Annotated in this window: 22 protein-coding genes; 4 read left to right on the top strand and 18 right to left on the bottom strand. The window is 71.0% G+C overall.

Annotated elements, in window-relative coordinates; translation table 11 throughout:
- Positions 1-92: 92 nt before the first annotated feature.
- From AC07N1_RS03965 to gltX, 9 genes are all read right to left on the bottom strand, one after another.
- Entirely contained in the window at positions 93-1,109 is a 1,017-nt protein-coding gene (locus AC07N1_RS03965; protein WP_494670617.1) for a Rieske 2Fe-2S domain-containing protein, read from the bottom strand.
- A complete protein-coding gene (locus AC07N1_RS03960; RefSeq protein WP_494670616.1) occupies positions 1,106-2,233 on the bottom strand; it encodes a hypothetical protein in 1,128 nt (375 codons plus the stop codon). The genes AC07N1_RS03965 and AC07N1_RS03960 overlap by 4 nt, the downstream gene beginning before the upstream one ends.
- Positions 2,230-3,405 (bottom strand): ATP-grasp domain-containing protein, encoded by a 1,176-nt coding sequence (locus tag AC07N1_RS03955; RefSeq protein WP_494670615.1) that lies wholly within the window; start codon positions 3,403-3,405, stop codon positions 2,230-2,232. The genes AC07N1_RS03960 and AC07N1_RS03955 overlap by 4 nt, the downstream gene beginning before the upstream one ends.
- Positions 3,393-4,652 (bottom strand): cell division protein FtsA, encoded by a 1,260-nt coding sequence (locus AC07N1_RS03950; RefSeq protein ID WP_494670614.1) that lies wholly within the window; start codon positions 4,650-4,652, stop codon positions 3,393-3,395. Before AC07N1_RS03950 ends, AC07N1_RS03955 begins: the two co-directional genes overlap by 13 nt.
- A complete protein-coding gene (locus tag AC07N1_RS03945) occupies positions 4,649-5,494 on the bottom strand; it encodes an MBL fold metallo-hydrolase (protein WP_494670613.1) in 846 nt (281 codons plus the stop codon). Before AC07N1_RS03945 ends, AC07N1_RS03950 begins: the two co-directional genes overlap by 4 nt.
- Complete coding sequence (locus tag AC07N1_RS03940; protein ID WP_494670612.1) at positions 5,491-6,492, bottom strand: NAD-dependent epimerase/dehydratase family protein; 1,002 nt, start codon at positions 6,490-6,492, stop codon at positions 5,491-5,493. The genes AC07N1_RS03945 and AC07N1_RS03940 overlap by 4 nt, the downstream gene beginning before the upstream one ends.
- A complete protein-coding gene (locus AC07N1_RS03935; RefSeq protein ID WP_494670611.1) occupies positions 6,492-7,496 on the bottom strand; it encodes a 3-oxoacyl-[acyl-carrier-protein] synthase III C-terminal domain-containing protein in 1,005 nt (334 codons plus the stop codon). Before AC07N1_RS03935 ends, AC07N1_RS03940 begins: the two co-directional genes overlap by 1 nt.
- Before the next feature lie 142 nt (positions 7,497-7,638).
- Positions 7,639-8,919, bottom strand: a complete 1,281-nt coding sequence (gene gltA, locus AC07N1_RS03930) for a citrate synthase (RefSeq protein WP_116565931.1) — start codon at positions 8,917-8,919, stop codon at positions 7,639-7,641.
- 67 nt (positions 8,920-8,986) lie between these two features.
- Complete coding sequence (gltX, locus tag AC07N1_RS03925) at positions 8,987-10,408, bottom strand: glutamate--tRNA ligase (RefSeq protein WP_494670610.1); 1,422 nt, start codon at positions 10,406-10,408, stop codon at positions 8,987-8,989.
- A 178-nt stretch (positions 10,409-10,586) separates the two neighbouring features.
- On the opposite strand from gltX, the gene AC07N1_RS03920 reads away from it, so the two are divergent.
- Both AC07N1_RS03920 and AC07N1_RS03915 read left to right on the top strand, forming a co-directional pair.
- Complete coding sequence (locus AC07N1_RS03920; protein WP_494670609.1) at positions 10,587-12,647, top strand: ComEC/Rec2 family competence protein; 2,061 nt, start codon at positions 10,587-10,589, stop codon at positions 12,645-12,647.
- Positions 12,648-12,697: 50 nt separating this feature from the next.
- Positions 12,698-13,471 carry an isocitrate lyase/PEP mutase family protein gene (locus AC07N1_RS03915; protein WP_494670608.1) on the top strand — a complete coding sequence of 258 codons (774 nt, stop codon included), beginning with the start codon at positions 12,698-12,700 and terminating at the stop codon, positions 13,469-13,471.
- Between the two features lies 1 nt (position 13,472).
- Here AC07N1_RS03915 and AC07N1_RS03910 read toward each other — a convergent pair whose 3' ends face one another.
- The 7 genes from AC07N1_RS03910 to AC07N1_RS03880 form a co-directional block, all read right to left on the bottom strand.
- Positions 13,473-13,949 (bottom strand): DUF6882 domain-containing protein, encoded by a 477-nt coding sequence (locus AC07N1_RS03910; protein WP_494670607.1) that lies wholly within the window; start codon positions 13,947-13,949, stop codon positions 13,473-13,475.
- Between the two features lie 79 nt (positions 13,950-14,028).
- Entirely contained in the window at positions 14,029-14,949 is a 921-nt protein-coding gene (locus AC07N1_RS03905) for a bifunctional helix-turn-helix transcriptional regulator/GNAT family N-acetyltransferase (protein WP_494670606.1), read from the bottom strand.
- 173 nt (positions 14,950-15,122) lie between these two features.
- Positions 15,123-15,830: a transcriptional repressor LexA gene (lexA, locus tag AC07N1_RS03900; protein WP_494670605.1), complete on the bottom strand. Its 708-nt coding sequence runs from the start codon at positions 15,828-15,830 to the stop codon at positions 15,123-15,125.
- 303 nt (positions 15,831-16,133) lie between these two features.
- Entirely contained in the window at positions 16,134-16,931 is a 798-nt protein-coding gene (gene lepB, locus AC07N1_RS03895; protein ID WP_494670604.1) for a signal peptidase I, read from the bottom strand.
- A 201-nt stretch (positions 16,932-17,132) separates the two neighbouring features.
- Positions 17,133-17,921 (bottom strand): indole-3-glycerol phosphate synthase TrpC, encoded by a 789-nt coding sequence (gene trpC / locus AC07N1_RS03890; RefSeq protein ID WP_494670603.1) that lies wholly within the window; start codon positions 17,919-17,921, stop codon positions 17,133-17,135.
- Positions 17,918-18,946, bottom strand: coding sequence for an anthranilate phosphoribosyltransferase (gene trpD / locus AC07N1_RS03885; protein WP_494670602.1), 1,029 nt, complete (start codon positions 18,944-18,946; stop codon positions 17,918-17,920). The genes trpC and trpD overlap by 4 nt, the downstream gene beginning before the upstream one ends.
- Positions 18,947-18,961: 15 nt before the next feature.
- Positions 18,962-19,558: an anthranilate synthase component II gene (locus AC07N1_RS03880; RefSeq protein WP_494670601.1), complete on the bottom strand. Its 597-nt coding sequence runs from the start codon at positions 19,556-19,558 to the stop codon at positions 18,962-18,964.
- A gap of 149 nt (positions 19,559-19,707) precedes the next feature.
- Between AC07N1_RS03880 and AC07N1_RS03875 the strand changes: the two genes are divergently transcribed.
- Together AC07N1_RS03875 and AC07N1_RS03870 are read left to right on the top strand one after the other, a co-directional pair.
- Positions 19,708-19,914, top strand: coding sequence for a hypothetical protein (locus tag AC07N1_RS03875; RefSeq protein ID WP_494670600.1), 207 nt, complete (start codon positions 19,708-19,710; stop codon positions 19,912-19,914).
- Positions 19,915-20,019: 105 nt separating this feature from the next.
- Positions 20,020-22,134, top strand: a complete 2,115-nt coding sequence (locus AC07N1_RS03870; protein ID WP_494670599.1) for a multicopper oxidase family protein — start codon at positions 20,020-20,022, stop codon at positions 22,132-22,134.
- A gap of 178 nt (positions 22,135-22,312) precedes the next feature.
- On the opposite strand, the gene trpE is transcribed toward AC07N1_RS03870, so the two are convergent.
- Positions 22,313-23,845, bottom strand: coding sequence for an anthranilate synthase component I (trpE, locus tag AC07N1_RS03865; RefSeq protein WP_494670598.1), 1,533 nt, complete (start codon positions 23,843-23,845; stop codon positions 22,313-22,315).
- Positions 23,842-25,818: a peptidylprolyl isomerase gene (locus AC07N1_RS03860; protein WP_494670597.1), complete on the bottom strand. Its 1,977-nt coding sequence runs from the start codon at positions 25,816-25,818 to the stop codon at positions 23,842-23,844. Before AC07N1_RS03860 ends, trpE begins: the two co-directional genes overlap by 4 nt.
- Positions 25,819-25,947: the final 129 nt, after the last annotated feature.

The raw sequence follows: 25,947 nt of genomic DNA, 5'->3' as shown, positions 1-25,947 counted from the left end.
AGGATGAGGACCAAGGCAGGCCTGGGCAGAAGAAAAACCTCATCCTGAGCTTGTCGAAGGACGAGGTTTTCGCCTTGGTCGGCGCCTGATCCTCAGAGCCAGATGGTGTTGGGGCCGTCCACCGACGGCTCCAAAGCCTCGCCCTGATAGAGGCGCGTCAGGGGCGTGGTCACGCGATCGGTGGGGCCGGACTTGAACCGGGGGCCTCCGAAGGCGGCGATGGTCGCGTACTGCCGCTCCAGCGCGCGGCGGTCCTGGGCCGCGACCGGGCGCACGAAGGCCATGATCGCCTGGCGCTTCAGCCAGGCCGGCGCGCGGCCCTTCGGCGTCGTCCAGCAGCCGAAGCCCCGGAAACGGTCCTGCGTCTCGGGAACGAAGAAGGCCGTCGCGCACAGGGTCAGGCGGTCCTTCTTCTCCCAGCGTCCCTGGAACACCACCGGCGGATAGTAGCGGCCGACGCTGCGCTGGCGGTCGCCCTCCAGCAGGCGAGACATCCAGCCCCGGTCGGGCTCGTCCTGCTCGTAGACCACCTCGACGCCGTCCGTGTGCTGGATCACCGTCTGGCGCACGGCCTGGCGCCTGCCGCTGACCCGGATCAGGCCGTCGTGGACGAAGTTGGTGTGGAACGGGTCGAGGATGTTCTCCAGCGCATCGAGGGCGCGGGCCTTCCACGGCGGCTGGCTCCACCAGAAATGATCATGGTCGGGGTCGCCCAGCAGCGGCGGCAGGACGAGGTCCGGTTGCTCCGGATTCGGCTCCAGCCGCACGAACACCGCCCCGTGCCGCTCGACCAGCTCGATCCGCCGCGCGCTGAGGCGCTCCGCATTGATGTCTTCGCTGGTCCCGGGGATCTCCACGCATCCGCCTGAACCGTCGAACTTCCAGCCGTGATAGGGGCAGCGGATCGCGCCATCGACCACCTTGCCGTCCGACAGCGGATAGTTGCGGTGCGGACAACGGTCTTCCAGCGCCGCGGCCGCGCCCTCGGCGTCGCGGAACAGCACCAGCGGCACGCCGGCCAGCTGGCGCGCCAGGGGCTTTGCCGTCAGCTCCCTGGACAGACAAACGGGTAGCCAGGTTCGGGTCAGGCCGGCGGGGAAGGGCGTCATCCGGCGGCGATCCTTTCCAGGGTCGGGGTCAGGGCGTCGAGGGCCTTGGCCAGCAAGGCGTAGCCCGCCCGCCGCCAGGGGGGAAGATGGTCGTCGAACACCATCTGGTGCTCCAGCGCCGGCGTCGCGCCCCGGTGGCGCTTGAAGGCCGCCGCACCGGCAGAGCCATTGACCGCCAGGCCGTGCTCGACCGCGTGCTGGACCGACAGCGCCATGGCGATCCGGAACAGGCCCTCGGCCTCGGGACGGCTTCTGTCGTGGCCCAGCATGGGCGTGGCCAGTTCGCCGCCGCAGGTCTGGTCGGCGGCGAAGGCGATGATCTCGCCCGACGCCGCGCGCACCAGCGACAGGCGCAGCACGCCCGACGTGATGCCGGCCGCCAGCGCCGCCGGCGTGTAGCGCGGATTGGCGCCGGAATATTTGTCGATATAGACGCCGGCATAGAGCGCTAGCAGCCGCTCGATCTCCGCTGGCGTCGGCCTGGCGTCGATCTCGACCGCGAAGCCCCCGGCTTGCGCCAAGGCCAGGTCACGCCGCACGTCACGGCGCGGCGCCCATTGCCGCTTCGGATCGGGCAGGCGCCAGATCAGCCGGCTCAGCAGCCGCCGCCCGCCGGTCGCCTGCATCCGCGCCAGCAGGTCGGCGTGATCGACGACGTTCAGGCTGCGCCAGACGATCGTCCGGTCGGGATAGGCCGCCCGCAGGGCCGCCAGCGCCTCGTCGAGCGCCGCCCCGTCCCAGCCGCCGTGCAGGCTGGTCGAGAACAGCAGGTGGTTCACATAGACGGCGTCGTCGGCCCGGGTGGCCCGCAGCAGGCCCTCGGCCAGCCAGGACGCCGCCTTGGCCGCCGAGGCCTCGCCGCCCTTCAGTTCGCGGTCGACCTCCTCGCGCAGCGTCCGCCCGTAGGTGACGCTCGGCGCGGTCAGCCAGCAGTCCTGCCGCCCGTGCGGGACGACCAGAAGCAGCGCCCGGTCGCGCAGCTGCAGCGCCGCCAGGTCGAAGCGGGCGTTTTCCAGCGCGCCGTCCGGTCCCAACGCGGCCAGGGCGCGGGCATAGGCGCCGACCGCCGGATCGTCCCAGTCGAGCGCCGGATCGTCCACCGCTGCGACGCGCACGGCGCTCACGACGGCTCTCCGTTCCACTCGATGTCGGCGGTCATGGCCGCGGCCAGCGAGCGTCCGCTTGCCAGCGCCTTCAGGCCAAAGCCGGCGCTGTCGAGCAGCGCTCCGAACAACGGCGCCCGGTCGCCCGGCGCGGTCAGCACGTCGCGGCCGTCGCGCCGCAGGGCGTTCCACTCGGCCAGGCGATGCTTCCGAAGCGCGGCGGGCAAGCCCAGCAGCCACAGGGCCGGCGCGACATGCAGCGGCGGCGGATCGATCGGCTCGACGCACGGCCCGTCCTCTAGGAAGGCTCGGCCGAACGCGGCGCTTCTCTGGAACAGGTGAACGCCGCTGGTCGCCCGCGGATTGCACTCCAGCAGCCAGGGCCGCCCCTCGGCGTCGAGAATGACGTCGCAGGCGAACTGCCCGTCGCCCACGATCCGCCCGGCCAGCCGGGTGGCGAGGTCGCGCAGGACCGCGACGATCTCGGCCGGCGGCGCGACGAACGCGTAGCTGGCGCCGCCCCGGTCGCGCCAGGCCGAGCCGTAGGCGCTGAGCGCCGTCAGACGTCCGCCCCGCGCCACGGCGTAGAACGAGACCTCGGTCCCCACCACGCAGGCCTGCGCCACCCACGGCCGCTCGGGCGAGATCGACAGGGCCGCGACCTGCTCGACCGTCGGCCGGATCAGGGCGTGGACGCCGAAGCGGGAATATTCCGGCTTCAACACGAGCTCGTCCGCCGGCGGCAGGCTGGCCAGGTCGGCGGGGCTCGTCAGGCTCCAGGTGCGAGGAACCGGCAGGCCTTCGGCGACGCAGGCCTGCGCGAACAGCCGCTTGGAATGCAGCCTTCGCAGCGTCGAAAGCGGCGGCGCGAACAACGTCGCGGCCAGGGTCGGACGCCGCTCGGCCAGCGCCGCCAGATGGAACACCTCCTCGCAGGTCGGCACCACCAGTGTCGGCGTCAGCGTGTCGATCAGGTCCTCGACGTCGTCGGCGAAGGCCTCGGGCCGCGTCACCGGTGAGGCGTAGGCGTGCACGGACTCAGGCGCCTTCGACAGCCGCGCCGCCCGGGCAGGGCTGCAGTCGGCCATGCGCACGCGGATGCCCGCCGCCCGGAACGAGCGGGCCAGGTCCAGCGCCGCCGGCGCCCGCGCGCCGGTGATCAGGACCAGCGGCGCGCCGCTCACGCCCGCCACCGCACGCGCCGCCGCTTGGGCCGGGTCTCGACCTCGGCCGAGGCTTCCGCCGCAACCGGCCAGTCCACGCCATGCGTCGCCAGCAGCGCCTCGATCGCCGCGCGGGCCGGCGCGACGTGCGCGGCCTCTTCGACCAGCACCCGAACCTCGCCCGGCGAAGCCTCCGCCCGCCACGGCGCCAGCGGCGGCAGCGCAGCCTCCAGCGCCGCCTCGACCTCGCGCGGGAAGATCATCGTCTCGCCCGCCCGCCAGACGTCGCCGACGCGCCCCTCCACCGACCGGATCGCCAGCCGCGGCGAGCCGCAGGGGCAGGGCGGCGCGGGCTCGATCAGGTCGTCCAGTTGCACCCGCACCATCGGCTGGGCCGTGCGGCGCAGGTCGGTGACGATGGGCCGAAAGCGGGTAGAGCCGGGCAGGGGATCGCGCTCGACGATCAGGTTCTCCTCGTTGAGGTGCAGGGTCCCCAGGCGGCATGGCGCGCCGAGAAAGCCCTCGGTGGCCTGATAGAGCGGCGCGGGCCGGCGGCCGAAGGCTCTGGCCAGGACCTCGCCCTCGCGCTCGCCCATCGGCTCGGCCCCGTAATAGAGACCCTCCAGCCGATCGACCCAGCCTTCCGTCTCGCCCAGCCGCGCCAGTCCGGCCAGCACGTGCGGCGGCGCCACCAGATGCGTCGGCGCGAAGGCCCGCAGGGCGGCGGCCTGGGCCTGCGGGCTCTCGTCCAGACCGATGAAGGCGAAGGCCGCCCCCGCGCCGCCGATATCCGCGTAGAGCCTGTTGTTGGCCCGCAGGATCAGGGCGGCGCGGATCGGGGCCAGCAGCCGCGCCGGCGCGACCAGCTGGCCCAGCAGGGTCCCGATGTAGTGGTCGCGCTCTGCCGGCGTGGTCAGGAAGACGCCCCGCGCGCCCTCGCTGCCGGTCGAGAACCCGGCCTGCGCCCCGCCGGGCAGGGTGGCCTCGCCCCCATCCTCCGCCGCCTGCGCCGCCGCCAGGATCGAGGCTGTATCCAGCCCAAGGCTGTTCCAGGCCGAAAGGTCGCCGCGCACGTCGGCCGGTTCGCGCACCGGGAAGTCCTCCAGTGGCCGCCCGGCCAGCGCCGAGAGCGCCGGCGTGCGGGCCAGGGCCGGGGTGAGCCGCCGCCACAGCTGGGCCTGCCGCCGCTCCAGCGCCGCCCGGTCGCGCAAAGACCGCTCGGCCAGCCGCGCGTCCAGATAGGCGGCCGCGATCCGAACGGCGCGCCCCAGGCTCAAGCGGTTTCGGCGGCGGCCGCCGCCTCCCGGCAGTGCGACGGGGTCAGCACCACATCGGGCGACCGCGCGTGCAGGGCGTGCAGGTCGCCCAGAGTTTGACGATAGCGATCGGTGCGGCCCAGCAGGGCGGTCGTGAAGGCCGGCGGCGGGCGGTTCTCGCGGATCGCCTTCAGCGACCAGGCCGCGTCACCGACGAAGAACCACAGCCGGTCATCGCTTCCCCGCGCCGCCAGGCCCCAGTGGCCGGGACAGTGCCCGGGCAGCTCGACGGCGATCAGGCTGCCGTCGCCCAGCAGGTCGGCGCCGGTCTCGAACGGTGCGAGCTGCGCGGGCAGGGCGCACCGCGGCCGGTCCTCGAAGAACACCGCCCGCGTCTCGACATCAGCCGGCAGCAGCCCGGCCAGCAGCCCCCGCCGCACGCCGGCGAACCGGCCCAGGCCCTGGATCTGCTCCAGCCCCGCGCGGGCGCAGAGGATCTTCGCGTTCGGAAACGCCGGCAGGCCCGCCACGTGGTCGCCGTGGAAGTGCGAGACGATCACGCCCCGGATGTCGTCCGGCGTCAGGCCGAAGCGCCCGATCTGGCGGGCCACGGGCTCGTCCTCGCCCAGGGTCACGGGCGTGGCCAGCGCATAAAGCTTTTCGGGCCAGCGGCGGGTGGCGCGGAAGAAGGCCGGGTCGTAGCCCGTGTCCCACAGCAGCGGCCCCGCCGTCGGGTGCAGGATCAGGGCGGTCAGGGCCGGAAAGTCGACCGGGCACAGGCTGCCGCCGCGCAGGGCCGCGGCCTCCGGATGCACGCAGGCGCCGGCCTTCAGCAGGTGGATCTCGCAGCGCACGGCGGTCATGCCCGTGAGCCTTCCGCCCAGCGGCGGGCCAGTTCAAAGGCTGCGGCGCGGGCGTCGTGGCGGGGCGCCCAGCCGAGGTCTCGCCTGGCGGCGGTCAGGTCGAAGGTCTGGGAAAAGGCCAGGGTCGCCGCGCCGTAGCGGGTGATCGGCGGCTCGGGCCGTTCGGGCAGCACGGCCGCGACGCCCTCGGCCAAGGCCGCGCCCGCGTACAGCAGCGCCCACGGCGCGGAGACCAGCCGCAGCGATCGCCCGGTCGCCGCGGCGAGGTCCAGCGCGAAATCCCGCACGCTGACCGCCGTCCCGCCCGAGATGTTGAACGCCCGACCGCCGACCGCCCCGCGCCGCCGGTCGGCCAGCAACAGGGCGTCGGCCGCGTCGCGCACATCGGTCAGTTCGACCAGCGCCCGCCCGCCGCGCGGCAGGGGCGCGCGTCCCCGGGCGACCAGCGCCAGCAGGCGCGGCAGCAGCACCTTGTCGTCCGGCCCCACCAGGGCGCGCGGCCGCACCGACACGGTGAAGAAGTCCGGGCCATTCGCGGCCAGCACCAGCCGCTCGGCCGCCAGCTTGGTGCGGGCGTAGGCGTTCATCGGCCGCGCGGCGGGGGCGTCGGCCTCGGTCAGGTCCAGCCGGTCGCGCGGCTCGGTGTAGATCGACGGCGAGGAGACGAAGACCAGCCCTTCGCAGCCGCCGGCGCGGGCGGCGGCCAGCAGGTCGCGCGTCATGCCCACATTGGCCCGCTCGAAGGCCTCGTTGGGTCCCCACGGGCTGGACAGGGCGGCGGCATGGAACACGACGTCGACGCCTCGGCAGAACTCGACGGCGCGCCCCGGATCGGCGACTAGGTCGGCCTCGATCGTCTCGACGCCCATCGCTCGCAGTCGGGCGACGGCGCCGACGTCACGCCCCGTCGCGCGCACGGCGTAGCCTTCCGCCAGCAGGGCGGCGGTCAGGGCCAGGCCCAGCCCGCCCGTGGCGCCGGTGACGAGCGCCCGGCGCATCAGACCCGCAGCACCATCGCGCCGATGCTGATGCCGGCGGCCGTGCCGACCAGCAGCACGCTCGAGCCCGGCGCCAGCCGGCCTTCACGCCAAGCGTGGTGCAGGGCGGTGGGAATGGAGGCGGCGATCTGGTTGCCGTGCTCGCCGAACACGTCGACCACCCGGGCCGGATCCCCGCCGACCAGCTTGCGCAGGTGATCCAGGCCCGGCCGGCTGGCCTGGTGCGGCACGATCAGGTCGACGCCTTCGCGGTCGAGGCCGGCGTCCTCCAGCACCTTGTCGATCACAGGCGGCAGCCGCTTGGCGGCGGCTTTGAAGATGCCGAACGGGTCCATGTGGAACTTGGCGGCGTCCTCGAAGGCCTCCAGCCCGTCCTCCAGCCGCACGCGCGAGCCGCCGGCCTTCAGGGTGGCCAGGTCCCGGCCCTCGCCATAGCTCTCGAACCGGCGGGCCAGCAGGGCGGGACCGTCCGCGTCGTCGCCGGCCTCCAGGCAGGCGGCCGCCGCGCCGTCGCCGAAGATCGCGCTGGCCGTCGGCTGGCGCCAGTCCAGCCCCGCCGAGGCGATGTCGCTGGAGACCACCAGGGCCCGCCGCCAGCGCCGGGTGGCGAAACCCATGGCCGCCACGTCCAGCGCCGCCAGGAACGACAGGCAGCTCTGGTTGACGTCGAAGGCGCTGATGGCCGAGCGGCCCAGGCCCAGGGCCTGCTGCACCAGAATCGAGGTGCCGGGGATCGGCTGCTCCATCACCCCGCCGGCGCCGATCAGCACGTCGAACTCGCCCTCCGCCCAGCCGGCCGCGGCCAGGGCGTCGCGCGCCGCCGCCGCGCCCATCATCGAGGCCGTCTCGTCGGGCGAGGCGAAGCGTCGCGAGGTCAGGCCGAACTGGCTCTGGGTGAAGCCGGGCTCGCGCCCATAGCGGGCGTCCAGCTCGTCCGATGCCACGGTCAGGCGCGGTTCGTAGACGCCCAGGCCGCACAACCGCAGCGGCGTGACACCAGACATTACGCGGCCCTTCCCAAGCGCTACACAGGTCAACGCTTAGTCGCATGCGCCCGCCGCCGCAACGCGAGCCGCGAGGGGTGCGCAAACAAAAAGGCCCCGCTTTCGCGAGGCCTTTCCGTAATTCCGAAGCCGGAAGAAGCGCTTAGCCGCGCTTCTCGACGTCGATGTAGTCGCGCTGGGTCGAGCCCGTGTAGAGCTGACGCGGACGGCCGATCTTGCGGGTCGGATCCTCGAACATTTCCTTCCACTGGCTGATCCAGCCGACGGTGCGGGCCAGGGCGAACAGCACGGTGAACATATTGGTCGGGAAGCCCATCGCGCGCAGGGTGATGCCCGAATAGAAGTCGATGTTCGGGTACAGCTTGCGCTCGATGAAGAACGGATCGCTCAGCGCGATCTTCTCCAGCTCCATGGCCACTTCGAGCAGCGGGTCGTTGATGCCCAGCTGGCCGAGGACCTCGTGGCAGGTCTTCTGCATGACCTTCGCGCGCGGGTCGAAGTTCTTGTACACGCGGTGGCCGAAGCCCATCAGCTTGTGCTTGCGCGCCTTCACGCCCTCGATGAACTCGGGGATCTTGTCGACCGTGCCGATCTGCTCGAGCATCTCCAGGGCTTCCTGGTTGGCGCCGCCGTGCGACGGGCCCCACAGGCAGGCGATGCCGGCGGCGATGCAGGCGAACGGGTGAGCGCCCGACGAACCGGCCAGACGGACGGTCGAGGTCGAGGCGTTCTGCTCGTGGTCGGCGTGCAGGATGAAGATGCGGTCCATGGCGCGGGTCAGGACCGGGTTCGGCTTCCAGTCCTCGGCCGGGACCGAGAAGCACATGCGCAGGAAGTTTTCCGAGTACGACAGATCGTTGCGCGGCGTCACGAACGGCTGGCCGATCGTGTACTTGTAGGCGCGGGCGGCGATCGTCGGCATCTTGGCGATCAGGCGATGAGCGCTGATCTCACGTTCGCGGGCGTCGTCGACGTTCATGCTGTCGGCGTAGAAGGCCGACAGGGCGCCCACGGCGCCGGTCATGACGGCCATCGGGTGGGCGTCGCGACGGAAGCCTTCGAAGAACCGGTCGAACTGCGCGTGCAGCATCGTGTGGTAGGTGATGTTGTTCTCGAACTTGGCCAGTTCGGCGGCCGTCGGCAGTTCGCCGTTCAGCAGCAGGTGGCACACTTCGAGGAACGACGACTTCTCGGCCAGCTGGTCGATCGGATAGCCGCGGTGCAGCAAAACGCCGGCGTCGCCGTCGATATAGGTGATCTTGCTCTCGCACGACGCGGTCGAGGTGAAGCCCGGATCGAAGGTGAAGTGGTCGCTTTCGCCATAGACCTTGCGGATGTCCAGAACGTCCGGACCCGTGCTGCCCTTGAGGATCGGCAGGTCGTAGCTCTTATCGCCGATCGTCAGCGTGGCTTTGTCGGTCATGCGAGAGACCCTTTCAATAATGGAACGATCAGTCCAGTTTTGTATTTCGCGGCTGCGTTATAGCGCCTCATGCGCGCGACGCCAGCGCGTCGTCAAGACGCCCCAGCGACTCGTCACGACCAAGGGCGGTCATGATCTTGTTCAGGTCGGGCGCCTGGGCCCCGCCGGTGAGGATTCCGCGCAGCGGCGGGCCGAACTTGCCGAAGCCGACAGCCTCCGATTCCGCGAACGATTTCAACAGCGTCTCCAGCTCCGAAACGCCCCAGGCCGGGGCGGCGGCCAACTGGTCACGAAGTCGTGCGAGGCGCGCGACCGTTTCCTCGGAAAGCTGCTTGGCGGTTTTTTCTTCGAGGGCCAGCGGGCGCACCTTGAGCGCGAACGCCACGTGTTCACCCAACTCCAGGATGGTCTTGGCGCCTTCCTTGACCTGCGGAACGGCGCCCGCGATGCGCGCTTCGGCGTCGGCCGGCAGGTCGGTCCCGGCGGCGGTCAGGGCCTTCAGCGTCAGGGCGGTCAGGCGCGCGTCGTCGGCCTGGCGCAGGTGCTGGCCGTTGATGAAGTTCAGCTTGGCCCAGTCCAGGCGGGCAGGGGCCTTGACCACGTCCTTGACGTCGAACCAGCTGATCGCCTGCTCGTCGTTGAACACCTCGTCGTCGCCGTGGCCCCAGCCCAGGCGCGCCAGGTAGTTGCGCATGCCCTCGGGGATGTAGCCCATGTCGGCGAACTCGCCGACGGCCTGCGCGCCATGGCGCTTGCTGAGCTTGGCGCCGTCGGGGCCGTGGATCAGCGGGATGTGGCCGAAGGCCGGCACGGTCCAGCCGTTGGCCTGGTAGATCAGGGTCTGGCGGGCGGCGTTGTTCAGGTGGTCGTCGCCGCGGATCACGTGGGTGACGCCCATGTCGTGGTCGTCGACCACCACGGCCAGGTTGTAGGTCGGGGCGCCGTCAGCGCGCAGCAGGACGAGGTCGTCCAGGTCGGCGTTGTTGAAGGTCACCGGACCCTTGACCTGATCGTCGACCAGGGTCGTGCCCTCGGTCGGGCCCTTGAAGCGGATGACGTGCGGCAGGGTGGGATCGGCAGGCGGCGGGGCGTCGCGCCACGGCGAGCGCAGGGCCGGCCCGCCGGCCCGAGCCAGTTCGCGGGCGGCGGCCAGTTCCTCGACGGTCATCCAGCAGCGATAGGCGCGGCCGGCCGCCAGCATCTCCTCGACGACGGCCCGATGGCGGTCGGCGCGGCTGTACTGGAAGACGACCTCCTCGTCGGACTTCATGCCCAGCCAGTCGAGGCCTTCGAAGATCGCGGCCACGGCCGCTTCTGTCGAACGCTCGCGATCGGTGTCCTCGACGCGAATAAGGAACTTCCCACCCGTATGGCGTGCATATAACCAGTTGAACAGCGCCGTTCGGGCGCCGCCGATGTGCAGGAAGCCGGTCGGCGACGGGGCGAAGCGGGTGACGACGCCGCTGGGGGCGGGGGAGGAACTGGACATAGGCTTCGAAGCTGACGGTCTGGAGGCCGCGGGGGCGGCGGGAGGCTCGGCGGCTGCGCGCGACGCAGGCGCCGGCCGCTGGGCGGCGCGTCTTAGCACGGCCGTTCGAGGCTGGCCTAGTCCCGCCGCTCTCGCTTCGCGCGTGATCGACGAGGCAAGGCTCAACGCGAGCCGCTGGATGCTGTGGGCGCCGGTCGCCTTCGGCCTGGGCGCTGCCGGCTATCTGGAGCTGAAGGTTGAGCCGTCCTGGTCGCTCTTGGCCCTGGTCGCGCTCGCCCTGGCGGTGCTCGCCGTCTGGAGCCGCGGCTGGCCGCGCTGGAGCAGCTTGGCCGTTCCCCTGACCTTGGCCGCCTTCGCGGCTTCGGGCGCCTTGGCCGGCAAGATCCGCTGCGACCGCGTCGCCGCGCCGGTCATGCCGGTCGAGCGGAGCGTGCGGGTCATCGACGGCTTCGTCGTCGACGTTGTCTCGCCCGGCGCGGCCGGACCGCGCCTGCTGGTCGCGCCGGTCTCGATCTCGCGGCTGTCGCCGGAAGCCACGCCGAACCGAATCCGGGTCAGCCTGGCCGAGGGGGAGACCGCGCCGCCGCCCGGCTCGGCGTTGCGCCTGAAGGCGATGCTGTCGGCCCCGCCCCCGCCCGCCGCGCCCGGCGCCTACGACTTCGCCCGCGACGCCTGGTTCAACGGTGTCGGCAGCGTCGGCTTCGTGGTCGGCCAGATCGAGGAAACCGCGCTCGATCCGCCGCCGTGGCGGCTGCGCCTGGCCATGGCGATCAACGCCGTGCGCTGGGACCTGGCCTCGCGCATCGTCGAGCGGCTGGGACCCGACAGCGGCGGCATCGCCGCGGCCATGGTCACCGGCCACGAGGCCTGGGTGACGCCGGAGCAGGCCGAGGCCATGCGCGCCTCGGGCCTGGCGCACATTCTCTCGATCTCCGGCCTGCACATGGCCATCGTCGGCGGCTTCGTGTTCGCGGCCGTCCGGCTGCTGATCGCCGCCTGGCCCTGGGTCGCCCTGCGGGTCTCGGGCAAGAAGATCGCCGCCGTCGCCGGTCTGGCGGCCGTCGGAGCCTACCTGATCATCTCCGGCGCGCCGCCGCCGGCCCTGCGCGCGGCGATCACGGCGGCCGTGGCCTTCCTGGCTATCCTGGCCGACCGACAGGCCGTCAGCCTGCACGGCCTGGCCCTGGCGGCGCTGATCATCCTGGTCGCCCAGCCCGAGTCGGCCGGGGCGCCGGGCTTCCAGATGTCGTTCGCCGCCACCGCCGCCCTGGTCGCCCTGGCCGAGGCCTGGCCGCGCCAGCCGCGCGAGATGTCGGTGCCCTGGCCGATCCGTTTCACCCAGGCCGCCATGGGCTGGCTCGCCATCAGCGTCGGCGCCAGCTTCGTGGCCGGCATGGCCACCGGCCCGTTCGCCATGCAGCACTTCAACCGCGTCGCCGTCTGGGGGCTGCCGGCCAATCTGGCGGTCTCGCCGCTGTCGTCCTTCGTGATCATGCCGTTCCTGGCGGTCGGCGCCGTGCTGGAGCCGCTGGGCCTGGGCGCGCCGTTCCTGGCCGTGGCCGGCTGGGGCATCGACGCCATGACCGCCATCGCCCGCTGGTTCGCGAGCGCGCACGGCGCCCAACAGGTCGTCGCCAGCGGCCCGCCCTTCACCCTGGCTCTGTCGTTCCTGGGCATCATGCTGCTGTGCCTGTGGAAGGGCCGGCTGCGCTGGCTGGGCGTTCCGCTGGCCCTGGCCGTCGCCCTCTGGCCGCGCCCGGCGCCGCCCGATCTGTGGATTTCCGCAGACGGCGCCACGGCCGCCGCGCGCCGGGGCGGGGAGGCCGTGCTGCTGCGCCCCGACGCCCGTCGCTTCGGCGCCGATCTCTGGGCCCGCCGCCGGGGTCTGACGCCCATCGCCGGCAAGGACTTCGCCTGCGACCGCGTCTCCTGCACGCCGCTGCCGTCGGCCCCGGTCGCAGCCAGTCTGTCCTGGACCCGCCGTGCGCCCGACTTCGCCGCCTTGCAGCGCCTTTGCGCCGGCGCGCAGGTAGTGGTGCTGCGCGGACCCCGGCCCGCCGTCCTGCCGGCCGCCTGTCACGACGCCGTCGTGCTGGCGGGCGAGGATTTCGCCGCCGGCGGATCGGCGGAGCTCTGGCGTCGTCGCGACGGCTGGTGGATCGTCTGGGCCCAGCCCCTGCGCGGCGCGCGACCCTGGGTGGCGACTGCTGACAGGAATGCGCAAGAACCGGGCGGATAGTCACGGCCGGCGGCCGTAAGGACTCGCGCCTCGTACTGAAGGAAGACCCGATGACCGACGCCACTGAGTTCGCCGCCAAGTTCGCTGGAAGGCGGGCCGCCTTCCGCGCCCTGCACGCCGACGGCTTCTTCGCCCTGCCCAATCCGTGGGACGCCGGCGGCGCGGTCCGCCTCCAGAAGCTGGGCTTCAAGGCCCTGGCCTCGACCAGCGCCGGCATGGCCTGGTCCTGGGGCCGCGCCGACGGCGAAGTCAGCGTCGACGAGGTGCTGGAGCACCTGCACGGGCTGGTCGCGGCCACCGACCTGCCGGTCAACGCCGACTTCGAGGCGGGGTTCGCCGATACGCCCGAGGGCGTCGCCGCCAATGTCGCCCGAGCGGTCGAGACCGGCGTCGCCGGCCTCTCCATCGAGGACCGCACCGGCAGGGACCTCTACGACCTGCCCGAGGCCGTCGCCCGCATCGCCGCCGCCCGCGCGGCCATCGACGCCTCGGGCCAGGACGTGATCCTGGTCGGCCGCACCGAAGGCTTCCTGATCGGCCGCGACGACCTCGCCCCGACCATCGAGCGGCTCAAGGCCTACGCCGAGGCCGGCGCCGACTGCCTCTACGCGCCGGGCGTGACGAAGTACGACGACATCGCCGCCATCGTCGCGGCCGTGGCGCCCAAGCCGGTCAACGTGCTGCTGTGGGGGCCGAACATGAAGCTCGCCGACCTGCCGGGCCTGGGCGTTCGCCGCGCCAGCACCGGCGCGGCCCTGGCCGCGGCGGCCTGGGCCGGCTTCGACGCGGCGGCCAAGGCGTTGGCGGAAGGCGCGGGGCTCTAGGTCAGCTCGCCCAGGCCACGCTGGTGTAGGTCAGGAACAGACCGCCGCCTTCGTCCCTTGGCGGCCGATAGCCGCCCAGGGCTCCAGTGACGCGGGCCATGACGGCGGTCAGTTCCCACCCCAGCGCGTTGAGGTCGTCGTCTTCATTGACATAGTCGTGGGTCAGTTCGCAGACGCCGTGTTCCTCGCCGAAGGCGCGGACGCGTTCAGCCTCGGCCGTCACGCCCTCGGGCCAATGGCTGTTGGCCCACGACCACAGCCAGTTGCCAGCCTTCAGGCTGGTGGTGCCGACGACCTGGATCTCGGCGATCACCTTGGCGACGCCGTTTTCCGAGAAGGTCAGGGTTCCCGCATCGACGTCGTAGTCGAAGCGCGGCCAGTCCCCGAGCCTGAATTCGGCCCGCAGCCGCGCGTTCTTTTCCTCAAGCTCATGGACGGCCTCATGTCGCCAGTCGGGATACCAGTCCGGGTGGTCCATGCAGCCTTCGCGGTCGTGCTTGCGGGTGGCGCAGGCTGTCAGCTTGGCCGTGGAGGCGCAAGCCGGCCAGGCCGACGCTCTACAGGTCCAGCGACCAGGTCTGGTCGATCAGGTCGTGACCGAACTGGCGGCCGGGCGCCTCGTGGGTCAGCTGGAAACCGGCTTGCTCGTAGAGCCGGCGCGCGGCGGTCAGCACGCTGACGGTCCAGAGGTCCAGCCGCGCATAGCCCAGCGCCCGGGCGCGCGCGACGCAGGTCTCGACCAGCCGCCGGCCCACGCCGAGCCCACGCGCCTGGGCCTCTACATAGAGCAGGCGCAGCTTTGCGACGCCGGGCGCATCGCCGCGCACCAGGAAGATCGAGCCGACCATCCGGCCGCCCGCCTCGGCGATCCAGGCGTCGTCCCTAGCGGGATCGAAGTTGCGGTGGAAGTCGGCCAGGATGCCGGCCACCAGGGCCTCGTAGTCGCCGTTCCAGCCGTATTCGCTCGCATAGAGCACCGCCTGGCGCGAGGCGACCAGGCCAAGATCGCCGGGCCGCAAGGCCCGCAGCACGACCTCGGGCGCGCCGCCCTCGAACACCTCGTTGATTGCCCCGGCCGCATCCAGCAGCCGCGCCCGCTGCAGCGGATGCAGGCCCTCGATAAGGGCGCCGATGCTGGCGCGGGTGTTGGCCTCCAGGGCGGCGAAGGTCGCGCGGCCCTCGTCGGTCAGGGTCAGCAGCTGGTGGCGGCCGTGCGCCGGGTTCTCGCGCGCCGTGACCAGGCCCCGTTCGGAAAAGCGCTTGATCGTGCGGCTGACCTGGGCCGGATCCAGCCGCAGGGCGCGGGCAATGTCGGCGGCCATCGGGGCGGTCCGGTTCGCCAGTTCGTAGAGAATGCGCGCCTCGCTCAGCGTGAACGGGCTGCCGTCATAGCTGGCGTCGAGCAGGCCCAGGCGGCTGGTGTAGACGCGGTTGAAGGCGCGCAGGGTGGCGACGTCGGTGTCGTGGCGATCGGTCATGCGGCCCCCAATGTTGATTGCGTCAATATTAGGTGATTATTGATCGAGTCAACACTGGCCGCGCGACGCCCTGGATCGCATGCGCTCGTCAGCGACCACGGCGCGCGTCCCCGCAACGGAAAAGGGCGCGACCTTGCGATCGCGCCCTCGAACCGTCGTGTCGGCCTGAACCGTCAGTGATAGCGGCGGATCAGACCCACCAGCTTGCCCTGCACCTCGACCTGGTCGGGGCCGAAGATGCGGGTCTCGTACTTGGGGTTGGCCGCTTCCAGAGCGATCGAGCCGCCCTTCTTGCGCAGGCGCTTCAGCGTGGCTTCCTCGCCAACCAGGGCCACGACGATCTCGCCGCTGTTGGCCGTGTCGCCCTTGCGGATGATCACATAGTCGCCGTCGAGGATGCCGGCCTCGATCATCGAGTCGCCCTGCACCTCAAGCACGTAGTGCTCGCCGCCGCCCAGCATGCTCTCGGGCACCGGCAGGCGGTCGCGCTCGTGCTGGATGGCGTCGATCGGCGTGCCGGCGGCGATGCGGCCCAGGATCGGCAGTTCGCGGCTGTCATTGGCGATCGGCAAGGCGGGGGCGGGGGCCGAAGGAGCGGGACCGCCGCCTTCCAGCACCTGGGGCCGGAACGCGCCTCGGCCCTTGGGCGGGGCGGCCGTCGTGGCCTGCTGCGGCAGCTTCACCACCTCCAGCGCCCGGGCCCGGTGGGCCAGGCGGCGGATGAAGCCGCGCTCTTCCAGGGCGGTGATCAGCCGGTGGATGCCCGACTTCGACGCCAGATCCAGGGCCTCCTTCATCTCGTCGAAGGAGGGGGAGACGCCGGTCTCCTTGATCCGTTCGTGGATGAACATCAGCAGCTCGTGCTGCTTGCGGGTGAGCATGACGGCCTCGCAAGTCGTCGCGGAACAAACCGCAAACCTTGCGAATGTTCTCTAGGTGTTCTTGGTTAAGGTCAAGTGAATTACGGCGACCGGCGTTCTGCCAGATCGCTGGCGACGATTCTGTCAGGACCTCGGCCTTAAATGACTGATTTACGTCGGATAAGTCCGTCGTTCTCAGTCGGACGGACGCGGCCGTGAAACCATACCGGGCCGTGATTTTCCGTAGACGGTGCGATCGCGTCGCGTCCCGAGCCGCGAAAATATCGCCGCCGAGACCGTGATTCCTGGCCGGTAGCCGCCGATTCACAGCCGCTGGAACGACCGATTCCATCGCGGACCGGCGCCGCTTTCCCACGAGAACACCACCATCTCGGCGCGGCCGACGAGGTTCTCGAACGGCACGAAGCCCATGCCGATCTGCGCCGGCAGATTGGCGTCCACCGCCGGGTTCCAGGCGCAGCGGGCCTGGCCGGCCGGGATCGGGCCTGGGTCGAAGCGGCTGTCGAGCGAGTTGTCGCGGTTGTCGCCCATCATGAAGTAGCAGCCCTCGGGCACGCGATAGACGGCGGTGTTGCCGGCCGCCGTGCGCGGGCCGTAGCTATTGGCCAGATGGGTCTTGCCGCCCGGCAGGGTCTCGACGAAACGCTCGGCCGGCAGCACGCCGAACGGGGTGTCCTCCATCCGCGTGCCCAGCGCCTGCTGCGTGACCGGCGCGCCGTTGATGCGCAGCACCCCGTCCACCACCTGCAGCTCGTCGCCGGGCAGGCCGACCAGGCGCTTGATGACGTCGGTGCGGCCGTCGCCCGGCTTCTTGAACACCACCACGTCGCCGCGGGCGGGCTCGCGCCCCATCAGCCGGCCATGGCCGATCGCCGGGCTGAACGGCGCCGAATGGCGGCTCCAGCCATAGGCGAACTTGTTCACGAGAATGCGGTCGCCGACCAGCAGGGTCGGCTCCATCGAGCCCGAGGGGATCACGAACGGCTGGCACAGCACCGTGCGCGGCACCAGCACGATGGCCGCCGTCAGCGCCAGGGTCCTGGCCCATTCGAGCAGGTGCGCGCCCAGTTTCGAGCGAAGCGACGTCTTGCCGGCGGTCATGCGAAAAGCCCCTCGATGTCGAACACCGAGGGGCATTGAGAAGCGCGAGCTTGGCCGAAACGTGGCCGAGCGCCGTTATGTGGTGAGTGGCGAAAACCTCGTCCTTCGACAAGCTCAGGATGAGGTTTTTCTACCGCCCGAGCCTGCCATGGTCCTCATCCTGAGTCTGTCGAAGGACGAGGGCCGCGCACCGGATCCGGATCAGCCGATCAGCTCGCGCGTGGCGGCGGTGACGTCGGCCTGGCGCATCAGGCTTTCGCCCACCAGCATGGCCGTAGCCCCGCAGGCCTCCATCCGCACCACGTCGGCATGGGTGAAGAGGCCGCTTTCGGTGACCAGCAGCGAGCCGGCCGGGGCCAGCTTGGCGAGGCGCTCGGTGACGGCTAGGTCGACGACGAAGCTCTTGAGATCGCGATTGTTGACCCCGAACAGCGTCGCGCCCAGCTTGCCGGCGCGCTCGGTCTCGGCCTCGTCGTGCACCTCGACCAGGGCGTCCATGCCCAGGCGCGTCGCCTCGGCCATCAGCTCGGCGGCGAGATGGTCGTCGATCATAGCCAGGATCACCAGGATGGCGTCGGCGCCCAGGGCGCGGCTCTCGGCCACCTGCCAGGGATCGACCAGGAAGTCCTTGCGGATGCAGGGCAGGGCGGTCGCCGCGCGGGCGGCCACCAGGTACTCGTCGGCGCCCTGGAAGCTCGGGCCGTCCGTCAGCACGGAAAGACAGGCCGCGCCGCCGTCCTCGTAGGCTTTCGCCAGCACCGGCGGATCGAAGTCGGCGCGGATCAGGCCCTTGGACGGCGAGGCCTTCTTGATCTCGGCGATCAAGGAGAGCTTGCCCGGCGCGTGCCTGGCTTCCAGCGCCGCCTTGAAGCCGCGCGGAGCCGAAGCGGTCTTGGCGGCGGCCTCGACGTCGCCCTGCGAGCGCACGGCCTTCCGGCCGGCGACGTCCTCACGCTTGTAGTCGGCGATCTTGGCGAGAATGTCGGTCATGCGGGCTGTACTTCGGAATTGGTGGCGGCCACGAGGCCGGCGAGGGCGGCCTTGGCGCGGCCGTCGTCGAGCACGGCGCCGGCCAGCTCCACGCCTTCGCGCAGGGTCTCGACCTTGTCGGCCACCAGGAAGGCGGCGGCGGCGTTTAGCAGCACGATGTCGCGATAGGCGCCGGTCTCGCCGTCGAGCAGGCGGGTCAGGGCTGCGGCGTTGAAGGCGGGATCGCCGCCGGTGATCTCGGCCAGCGAGGCGCGCTGCAGGCCCACGGCCTCGGGCGTGATGGTGAAGAGGCGGATCGCCCCCTCGCGCCATTCGGCCACCTCGGTCTCGCCGGTGATGGTCAGCTCGTCCATGCCGCCGCCGTGCACCGACCAGGCGCGCTCGGCGCCCAAAGCCCCCAATGCACGAGCGATCGGCTCGACGAAGCGCGGGGCCGAGACGCCCACCACCTGCCGCCTGGCGCCGGCCGGATTGGTCAGCGGGCCCAGCAGGTTGAAGATGGTGCGGAAGCCCAGCTGCTGGCGGATCGGGGCCACGTGCTTCATCGCCCCGTGGTGCGACTGGGCGAACAGGAAGCAGATGCCGGCGCTGTCGAGCGCGGCGCGCTGCTGGACCAGCGTCGCGTCGATATTGACGCCCAGGGCCGCCAGCACATCGGCGGTGCCCGACTTGCTGGTCACCGCGCGGTTGCCGTGCTTGGCCACCTTGAGGCCGCCGCCGGCGGCGACGAAGCCCACGGCGGTGGAGATGTTCAGGGTGTGCAGGCCGTCGCCGCCGGTGCCGCAGACGTCGACCACGTCATACGGGTGCTCCAGGTGCACGGCCGCGCGGCGCATGGCGCGGGCGCAGGCGGCGATCTCGCCCACCGTCTCGCCGCGCAGGCGCATGGCGGTCACCGCCGCGGCCACCTGGGCCGGGGTCGGTTCGCCGCGCAGGCAGGCGCTGAAGAAGACTTCGGCGTCGTCTTCCGAAAGGGTCTGGCCGTCGGCCAGCTTGGCCAGCAGGGGCTTGAAGGCGTCGGACATCTGTTTCGCCCCGTCCTAGACCCAGATCTGGGCGTCGCGGCGCACGCCGGCCAGGTCGAGGAAGTTGGCCAGCAGTTGGTGGCCGCCCTCGGTGGCGATGGATTCGGGGTGGAACTGCACGCCGTGCACGGGGCGGGTCTTGTGCTGCACGCCCATGATCTCGCCGTCGGCGGTCCAGGCGGTGACTTCCAGCTCGGCCGGCAGGTCTTCGCGGCGCACGGCCAGGCTGTGATAGCGGGTGGCGGTGAACGGGTCGGGCAGGTCCTTGAAGATGCCCTTGTTGCTGTGGCGGATCGGGCTGGTCTTGCCGTGCATGACCTCCTTGGCCCGCACCACTTCGCCGCCGTACGCTTGGCCAATGGCCTGGTGGCCCAGACACACGCCCAGGATCGCCAGGTCGTCAGGCGCGCCGCGCAGCAGCGGCAGGCAGATGCCGGCCTGGTCGGGCGCCTTGGGCCCCGGCGACAGCAGAACTGCCTGCGGCTTCAGGCCCAGGGCCTCCTGCACCGTCAGGTCGTCGTTGCGATGGACGACGGTCTCGGCCCCCAGCTCGTTCAGGTAATGCACGAGGTTGTAGGTGAAGCTGTCGTAGTTATCGATGACCAGGATCATGACGCCGCCTTTCAGGCCTCGCTTCTAGTCCGGGCAGGGGCGGCGCGTCATCCCTTTACGGAGAGAGTTTTTCTGTATTTGGAGCCAGCGGCGAACGGCCGCGCCGCCGGGCCGTTGCCACCGGGGCGCGATCGGGCATGATTTCCCGCATGTCCGTCGCTGATTCCGCCCTCGACTCCGCCGCCCTGTCCTATGCCCGCGCCCTGCTGCGCGCGCCGCGTCGGCGTCAGCGGATCATGCCGGTGCTGATGGCCGCGGCCTTCGCGGCCAGCGCCGCCGTCAGCTTCGCGGCCGTGATGGTCCTGGCCCCGCCGGCCGTCACCCAGCACCTGCCCAAGGAGCGCCTGGGCGACTAGGGGCTCCTGGCTGCTCAAAATGGGGTCCCAAGGTTGTGAATCCGGCTTGATCTACCGAAGCGATGCGCCCAGCCTCGCGCATCTTTGGGATGCACGGGGGTGCACATGCGACAACTCGGACTCTTGGGCGGAGCGGCGCTGGCCCTCGCCCTGCCGGCCGGAACGGCCCTGGCCCGCCAGGCGGCTCCGGTCTCCGACCCGCCGATCCTCACCATGGTCGCGCCGGGCGAAGCCCCGCCCGAGTCGCCGCTGAAGCAGTTCGGCGCCGTGCCGGCCCCGCCGCCCAAGGGCGACGAGGTCGAGGCCAATCTCGACATCGTCCTGCTGAAGGCCAAGATCTGGAACCCCAACAGCGGCAAACAGATCGGCAAGGACAAGTACGAGGGCGCCTTCGACGACGTCGAGCTGCGGGCCTATCAGGACCGCCTGCATCCGTCGCAGCCCGGCCGGCCCTACGTCGCGCCGGCCCTGGTGTCGCGTCCGGGCCAGACGGTGCGGGTCAAGATCCGCAACCTGCTGCCGGCCGAGGCCAACTGTCCCGGGCACCCCGAGGACATCAACGAGCCGCACTGCTTCAACACCACCAACCTGCACAGCCACGGCCTGTGGGTCAGCCCGGCGGGCATCAGCGACAACGTCCTGCGCCAGCTGCCGCCCAATCCGACCTTCACCTACGAGTACGAATACAACATCCCCGGCGACCATCCGGCCGGCACCTTCTGGTACCACCCGCACGTCCACGGCTCGACGGCGATCCAGGTCTCCAGCGGCCTGGTCGGCGCGCTGGTGATCAAGGGCGACCGGCTGCCGCGCGTGGTCGAGGCCGGCGGCGACCTGCCGGCCCGCAAGGTGGTTCCGGGCGATGTCGACGTGCTGCTGGCCAAGTCGCCCGACCACGTCTTCGTGCTGCAGCAGATCCAGTACGCCTGCCGTGACGCCGAGGGCAAACCCAAGGCCCGCATTCTCGCGCCGTCGCGCAAGAACTGGTACTGCGACGCTGGCGAGACCGGCGTGCTCGACAACTACGACATCATCGGCGGCGGCAACTGGTCCAACTCCGGCCGCTTCACCACCGTCAACGGCGCCACGCTCGAGACCCTGAACCAGAAGGCCGTGGCCGGCGCGCCCGAGCGCTGGCGGTTCATCCACGGCGGGGTGTCCGACACGGTCAAGATCTCGATCCGCAAGCGCATCGGGACCAGCCCGCTGGCCGCCCTGGCCAAGGTCGGGCCGCTCGGCCAGGACGCCCTGATCGCCAAGGAATGCGCGCCGTCCAGCGAGGCGATGTCGCAGTTCGAGATCGCCGCCGACGGCCTGACCCGCCAGAAGGTGCTCGAGCGCAAGTCCACGGTTATGCAGCCCGGCTATCGCAGCGACCTGCTGGTGGCCTTCGCCGAGCCCGGCTCCTACTGCGTCATCGACGAGCTGGTGAACGTCCAGCAGTCGGGCGTCGAGGGCACCGCCGAGCGTCGCCAGCTGCTGTTCGTGGTCGAGGTCGCCCCGGGGGCCGGCCCGGTCGCGCCGCCGGCCGACCAGGTCAAGGCGCTGCTGGTGGGCGCCGCGCGTGATCTTCCGATCACCGACGCGACGCTGAAGGAGCAGGTTATCGACGACCTGCGCCGCGACCTGACCCTGACGTCGTTCTCGCCGCACCCGACCCTGCTGGCCGACAAGATCGACAACGAGCAGACCCTGGTGTTCTCGCTGCAGGCGCCGCCGTCCAAGCCGGGCGGCAAGTCGGGGCCGGGCATCGGCCGCACCGATACCGACGTCAAGCGCTTCGATCCCAACGACTTCTCGCGCACCCTGGTGCTGGGCGACACCGATCGCTGGACGCTGTCGGTCCAGAAGACCGACTTCAAGGTCGGCCACCCGTTCCACATCCACGTCAATCCGTTCGAGCTGGAATCGGCCACCAAGGACGGCGTCGACCTGACCAAGGATCCGAACTCGGAATATTTCGGCCTGACCGGGGTCTTCAAGGACACCCTGTTCGTCGAGCCGGGCGTCGTGGTGAAGGTGCGCAGCCACTACGCCCGCTACATCGGCGACTTCGTCCTGCACTGCCACATCCTCAACCACGAGGACAAAGGCATGATGGAGATGGTCCGCGTGGCCGATCGCGGTCCCGACGGCAAGCCGATGACCCTGGGCCACGGCCTGACCGACGTCGCCGGGCCGGAAGGCGCGGCCCGTCCGCCGGGTCATCAGGGCCACTGAGGAAAGAAACCCTCGTCCTTCGACAGGCTCAGGATGAGGGTTTCTACCGCGCGGCCTGCGAAATGGTCCTCACCCTGAGCTTGTCGAAGGGCGAGGACCGCGCACGCGAGAAAAAGGCGGCGACCCGCGAGGATCGCCGCCTTCGTCTTTTCCGAACGCCAGGAAGTCAGGAGGAAGATCAGGCGAAGCGCCAGGCTTCCTCGGCGGCGCGCTTGAGGGCGCGGGACTTGTGCAGGGTCTCGTCGTACTCGGCGTCGGCATCGCTGTCGGCCACCACGCCGCCGCCGGCCTGGACGTACATCATGCCGTCCTTGACCAGGGCCGTGCGCAGCACGATGCAGGTGTCCACCGAGCCGTCGGCGCCGATGTAGCCCACGGCGCCGGCGTAGCCGATGCCGCGCTTCTCGACCTCCAGCTCGTCGATGATCTCCATCGCCCGCACCTTGGGCGCGCCCGACAGCGTGCCGGCGGGCAGGGCGGCCATAAGCACGTCCACCGGATCGACGTTCTCGGGCGCATTGCCCTCGACGTTCGAGACGATGTGCATCACGTGGCTGTAGCGCTCGATCGTGAAGCTGTCGGTGACGCGCACATTGGCGTGCTTGGGCTTGGACCCGCCGTTGCTGCCGGCCTGGCCGAGCATGGCCACGCGGCCCACGTCGTTGCGGCCCAGGTCCAGCAGCATCAGGTGCTCGGACCGCTCCTTGGGATCAGCCAGCAGCTCCTGCTCGAGCCGCAGGTCCTCTTCCGGCGTGGCGCCGCGCGGACGGGTGCCGGCGATCGGGCGGATGGTGATCTTGCCGTCGCGCAGGCGGACCAGGATCTCGGGGCTGGAGCCCACCAGGTTGAATCCGTCCAGGTCCAGGAAGAACAGGAACGGCGACGGGTTGGTCCGGCGCAGCGAGCGGTAGAGCGCGAAGGCGTCCAGGCCGAAGGGGGCGCGGAACCGGTGGCTGGGCACCACCTGGAAGATGTCGCCGGCCCGGATGTACTCCTTGGCCTTCTCGACCACCTCGCGATAGTCCTCGCGGCTGACCGGGGTGGTGAACTCCATCGGGCCCTGGGGCACCCGCGGGGCGTCGTGGGCCAGCGGACGGCGCAGGTCGGCCATCACCGTCTCGATGCGCTCGCGGGCCGCCGCATAGGCGTCCTTGGCCGACACGCCGGGCGTCGGGCGCGCCGTGGTGGTCAGGACGATCTCCTGGGCGATGGCGTCGAACACGGCCACGATCGAGGGCCGGGTCATGATGCCGTCGGGCAAGCCCAGGGCGTCGGGATTGATGTCGGGCAGCTTCTCGACCAGGCGCACGGTGTCGTAGCCCAGCGCGCCGAAGATCCCCGCCGCCATCGGCGGCAGGCCGGCCGGCAGCTCCATCTTCGACTGGGCGATCAGGTCGCGCAGGCTGTCCAGCGCCCCGCCTTCCAGCGGCGAAAAGCGGCCGGCGGCGATGTCGTCGTCGCGGGCGATCTCGGCCTGGTCGCCGCGGCAGCGCCAGACGACGTCCGGCTTCATCGCCACGATCGAGTAGCGGCCGCGCCAGGCGCCGCCCTCGACGCTTTCGAACAGAAAGGCGTAGGGCCGGCCGTGGCCGATCTTCAGATATGCCGAGACCGGGGTCTCCAGGTCGTCGATCAGCCGCGTCCAGACCAGCTGCGGGAGGCCGGCGTCGTAGCCGGCCGCGAAGGCGTCGAAGCCGGGCTCAAGGCTCATTGAGCCGAGCCCGTCTTCGTGGCCGTGTCCTTGCCGGTCTTGGCCAGGGCGTCGGTGTCGACGCCGAGGGCCTGGCGGGCCAGGGTCAGGTTGGTCTTCGGCTTCAGCTTGTCGAAGGCGGCCTTGCGGCTGGCCTGACCGACGTCGCGCATATAGGCCATGCTGGTCTGCGGACGCATGGTCTCGGTGGCGCGGGCGATCTCGGCGGCGTCGCCGGCGTGCACGCCCTCGATGCGACCGACCACATAGGTCAGTTGCGGCGCGTTCGGCGCGGCCGGGGCGCGGGCGGTGAACACCTCGCCCGGCTTGGCGTTGAAGGCGCCGATCAGCAGGTCGCGGCCCAGGGCCTGGTACTGGCGGGCGTTCTCGCGCGACAGGCCGGCCACCTTCTGCACCTTCGAGCCGGCGGCGGCGGCGACGCTGTCCAGCGACTCGCCCTTGCGGACGCGCGCGGCCAGCTCGTCGGCCTTGGCCTTCAGGCGCTTGGACAGCTCCTGCAGCATCCACTGGCGGGCCAGGGGCTCCTTGATCTCGGCCAGCGGGGGCAGGGCGGCCGGGATCACCTTCTCGACGCGGACGGCGTAGTATTCGCCCTTCTCGGCCTCGATCAGATCGCTCTCGCCGCCGGTCGGCAGGGCGAAGGCGGTCTTCAGCACGTCGGGCGTCAGGCCCGAGGCCGGCTGGCCCAGAAGGTCCGTGCCCTGGGCGGTGATCGGCGCGGTGCTGACCACCAGGGCGCCGGCCTTGCCGGCGGCGTCGACCACGTTGGCGCCGGCATCGCGGGCGTCCTGATAGGTCTGAGTCTGCTCATAGGCCTTGGCCTGGGCGTTCTGGACGCGCAGGTCGGCCTCGATCTGCGGGCGGGCGGCCTCCAGCGAGGCGACCTTGGCCGGGGTGATCTTGATCAGCTTGATGACCGACTGGCCCAGTTCGCCGGCGATCGGCGGGCTGACCTGGCCCTCGGCCAGCGCGAAGGCGGCGTCGGCGACCTTGCGGTCGGGCAGGGCGGTCTTGGGCTTGTCGGCGATGACCACCGGGGTCTTGCCGTAGGCCTTGGCGACGGCGGCCGGGTCCTCGCCCTTGCGCAGGCGCTCGGCGATGGCGGCGGCGGCCTTGGCGTCCGGGGCGACGATCTGCACCAGCGAGCGGGTTTCCGGCGCGGCCAGGGTGTCCTTGCGGAAGTCGAAGGTCTTCTGCACGTCGGCCGGGGCGACGGTCACGGTCGGCTCCAGGGCCTTGGCGCTGAAGCGCACCACCGACAGCAGGCGCGTCTCGGGACGCGTCAGGGCGGCGGCGTTTTCCTTCATGAAGGCCTGCAGCTGGGCGTCGGTCGGCGCGCTCGGCTGGGCGACTCTGGCCGGGTTGACGGCGAAGGCGGCCAGGTCGCGGCTTTCAAGGCCGTAGACGGCCTGCAGGGCCGAATAGATGCGCGGAGTGCGCAGGCCGTTGGCGACGCTGGCGTAGAACTGCGACTGGGCGATGTCGTCGCGCAGCGAGGCCTCGAAGCGGGCCGGGGTCAGGTTGTTCTCGGCCAGAAGGCGCTGGTAGGCGTCCTTGTCGAACTGGCCGGTGATCGGGTTGAACGGGCGCTGGCCGGCCGGCAGGTCGCTCATCTGCTTGTGCAGGGTGGTGGCGACCAGGGTCTCGGACGGGCGCACGCCCATCTTGGCGATCAGCTCGGCCATCGATTCCTGAAGGGCCAGCTCCTGCACCATCTGGCGGTCGACGCCGCGCGAGACGGCTTCGTCGGGGGTCAGGGTCTGGCCCTGGCTCTCCAGCTGGCGACGATAGGTGTCGAAGCGACCCTTGAAGTCTTCGGGCGTGACCGTGCGCGAGCCGACCTCGACCACTTGCGAGGCGGGGGAGCGCTTGAAGACGTCGCTGATCCCGAAGACGGCGAAGCTGACGATCAGCAGCCCGAACAGGACGACCGCGAACGGCGATTTGGCGAGAGAGCGAAAGCCGGCGAGCATGACGTTTGAACTACCTTCTTCGATTTCGCCCGATGTCGCAGGACGCTCGCCCGACGGCGACGCACTCGATGCGAGCAACGGGGTATAGTAGAGGCCAAGGTGACTGAGCAAGCCGAAGCGGACTTGACT

It is taken from the genome of Caulobacter sp. GW821-FHT09B11 (genome assembly GCF_059418205.1).
Note: the sequence above shows the minus strand (reverse complement) of the source record. Positions and strands in the feature narration are given on the sequence as shown.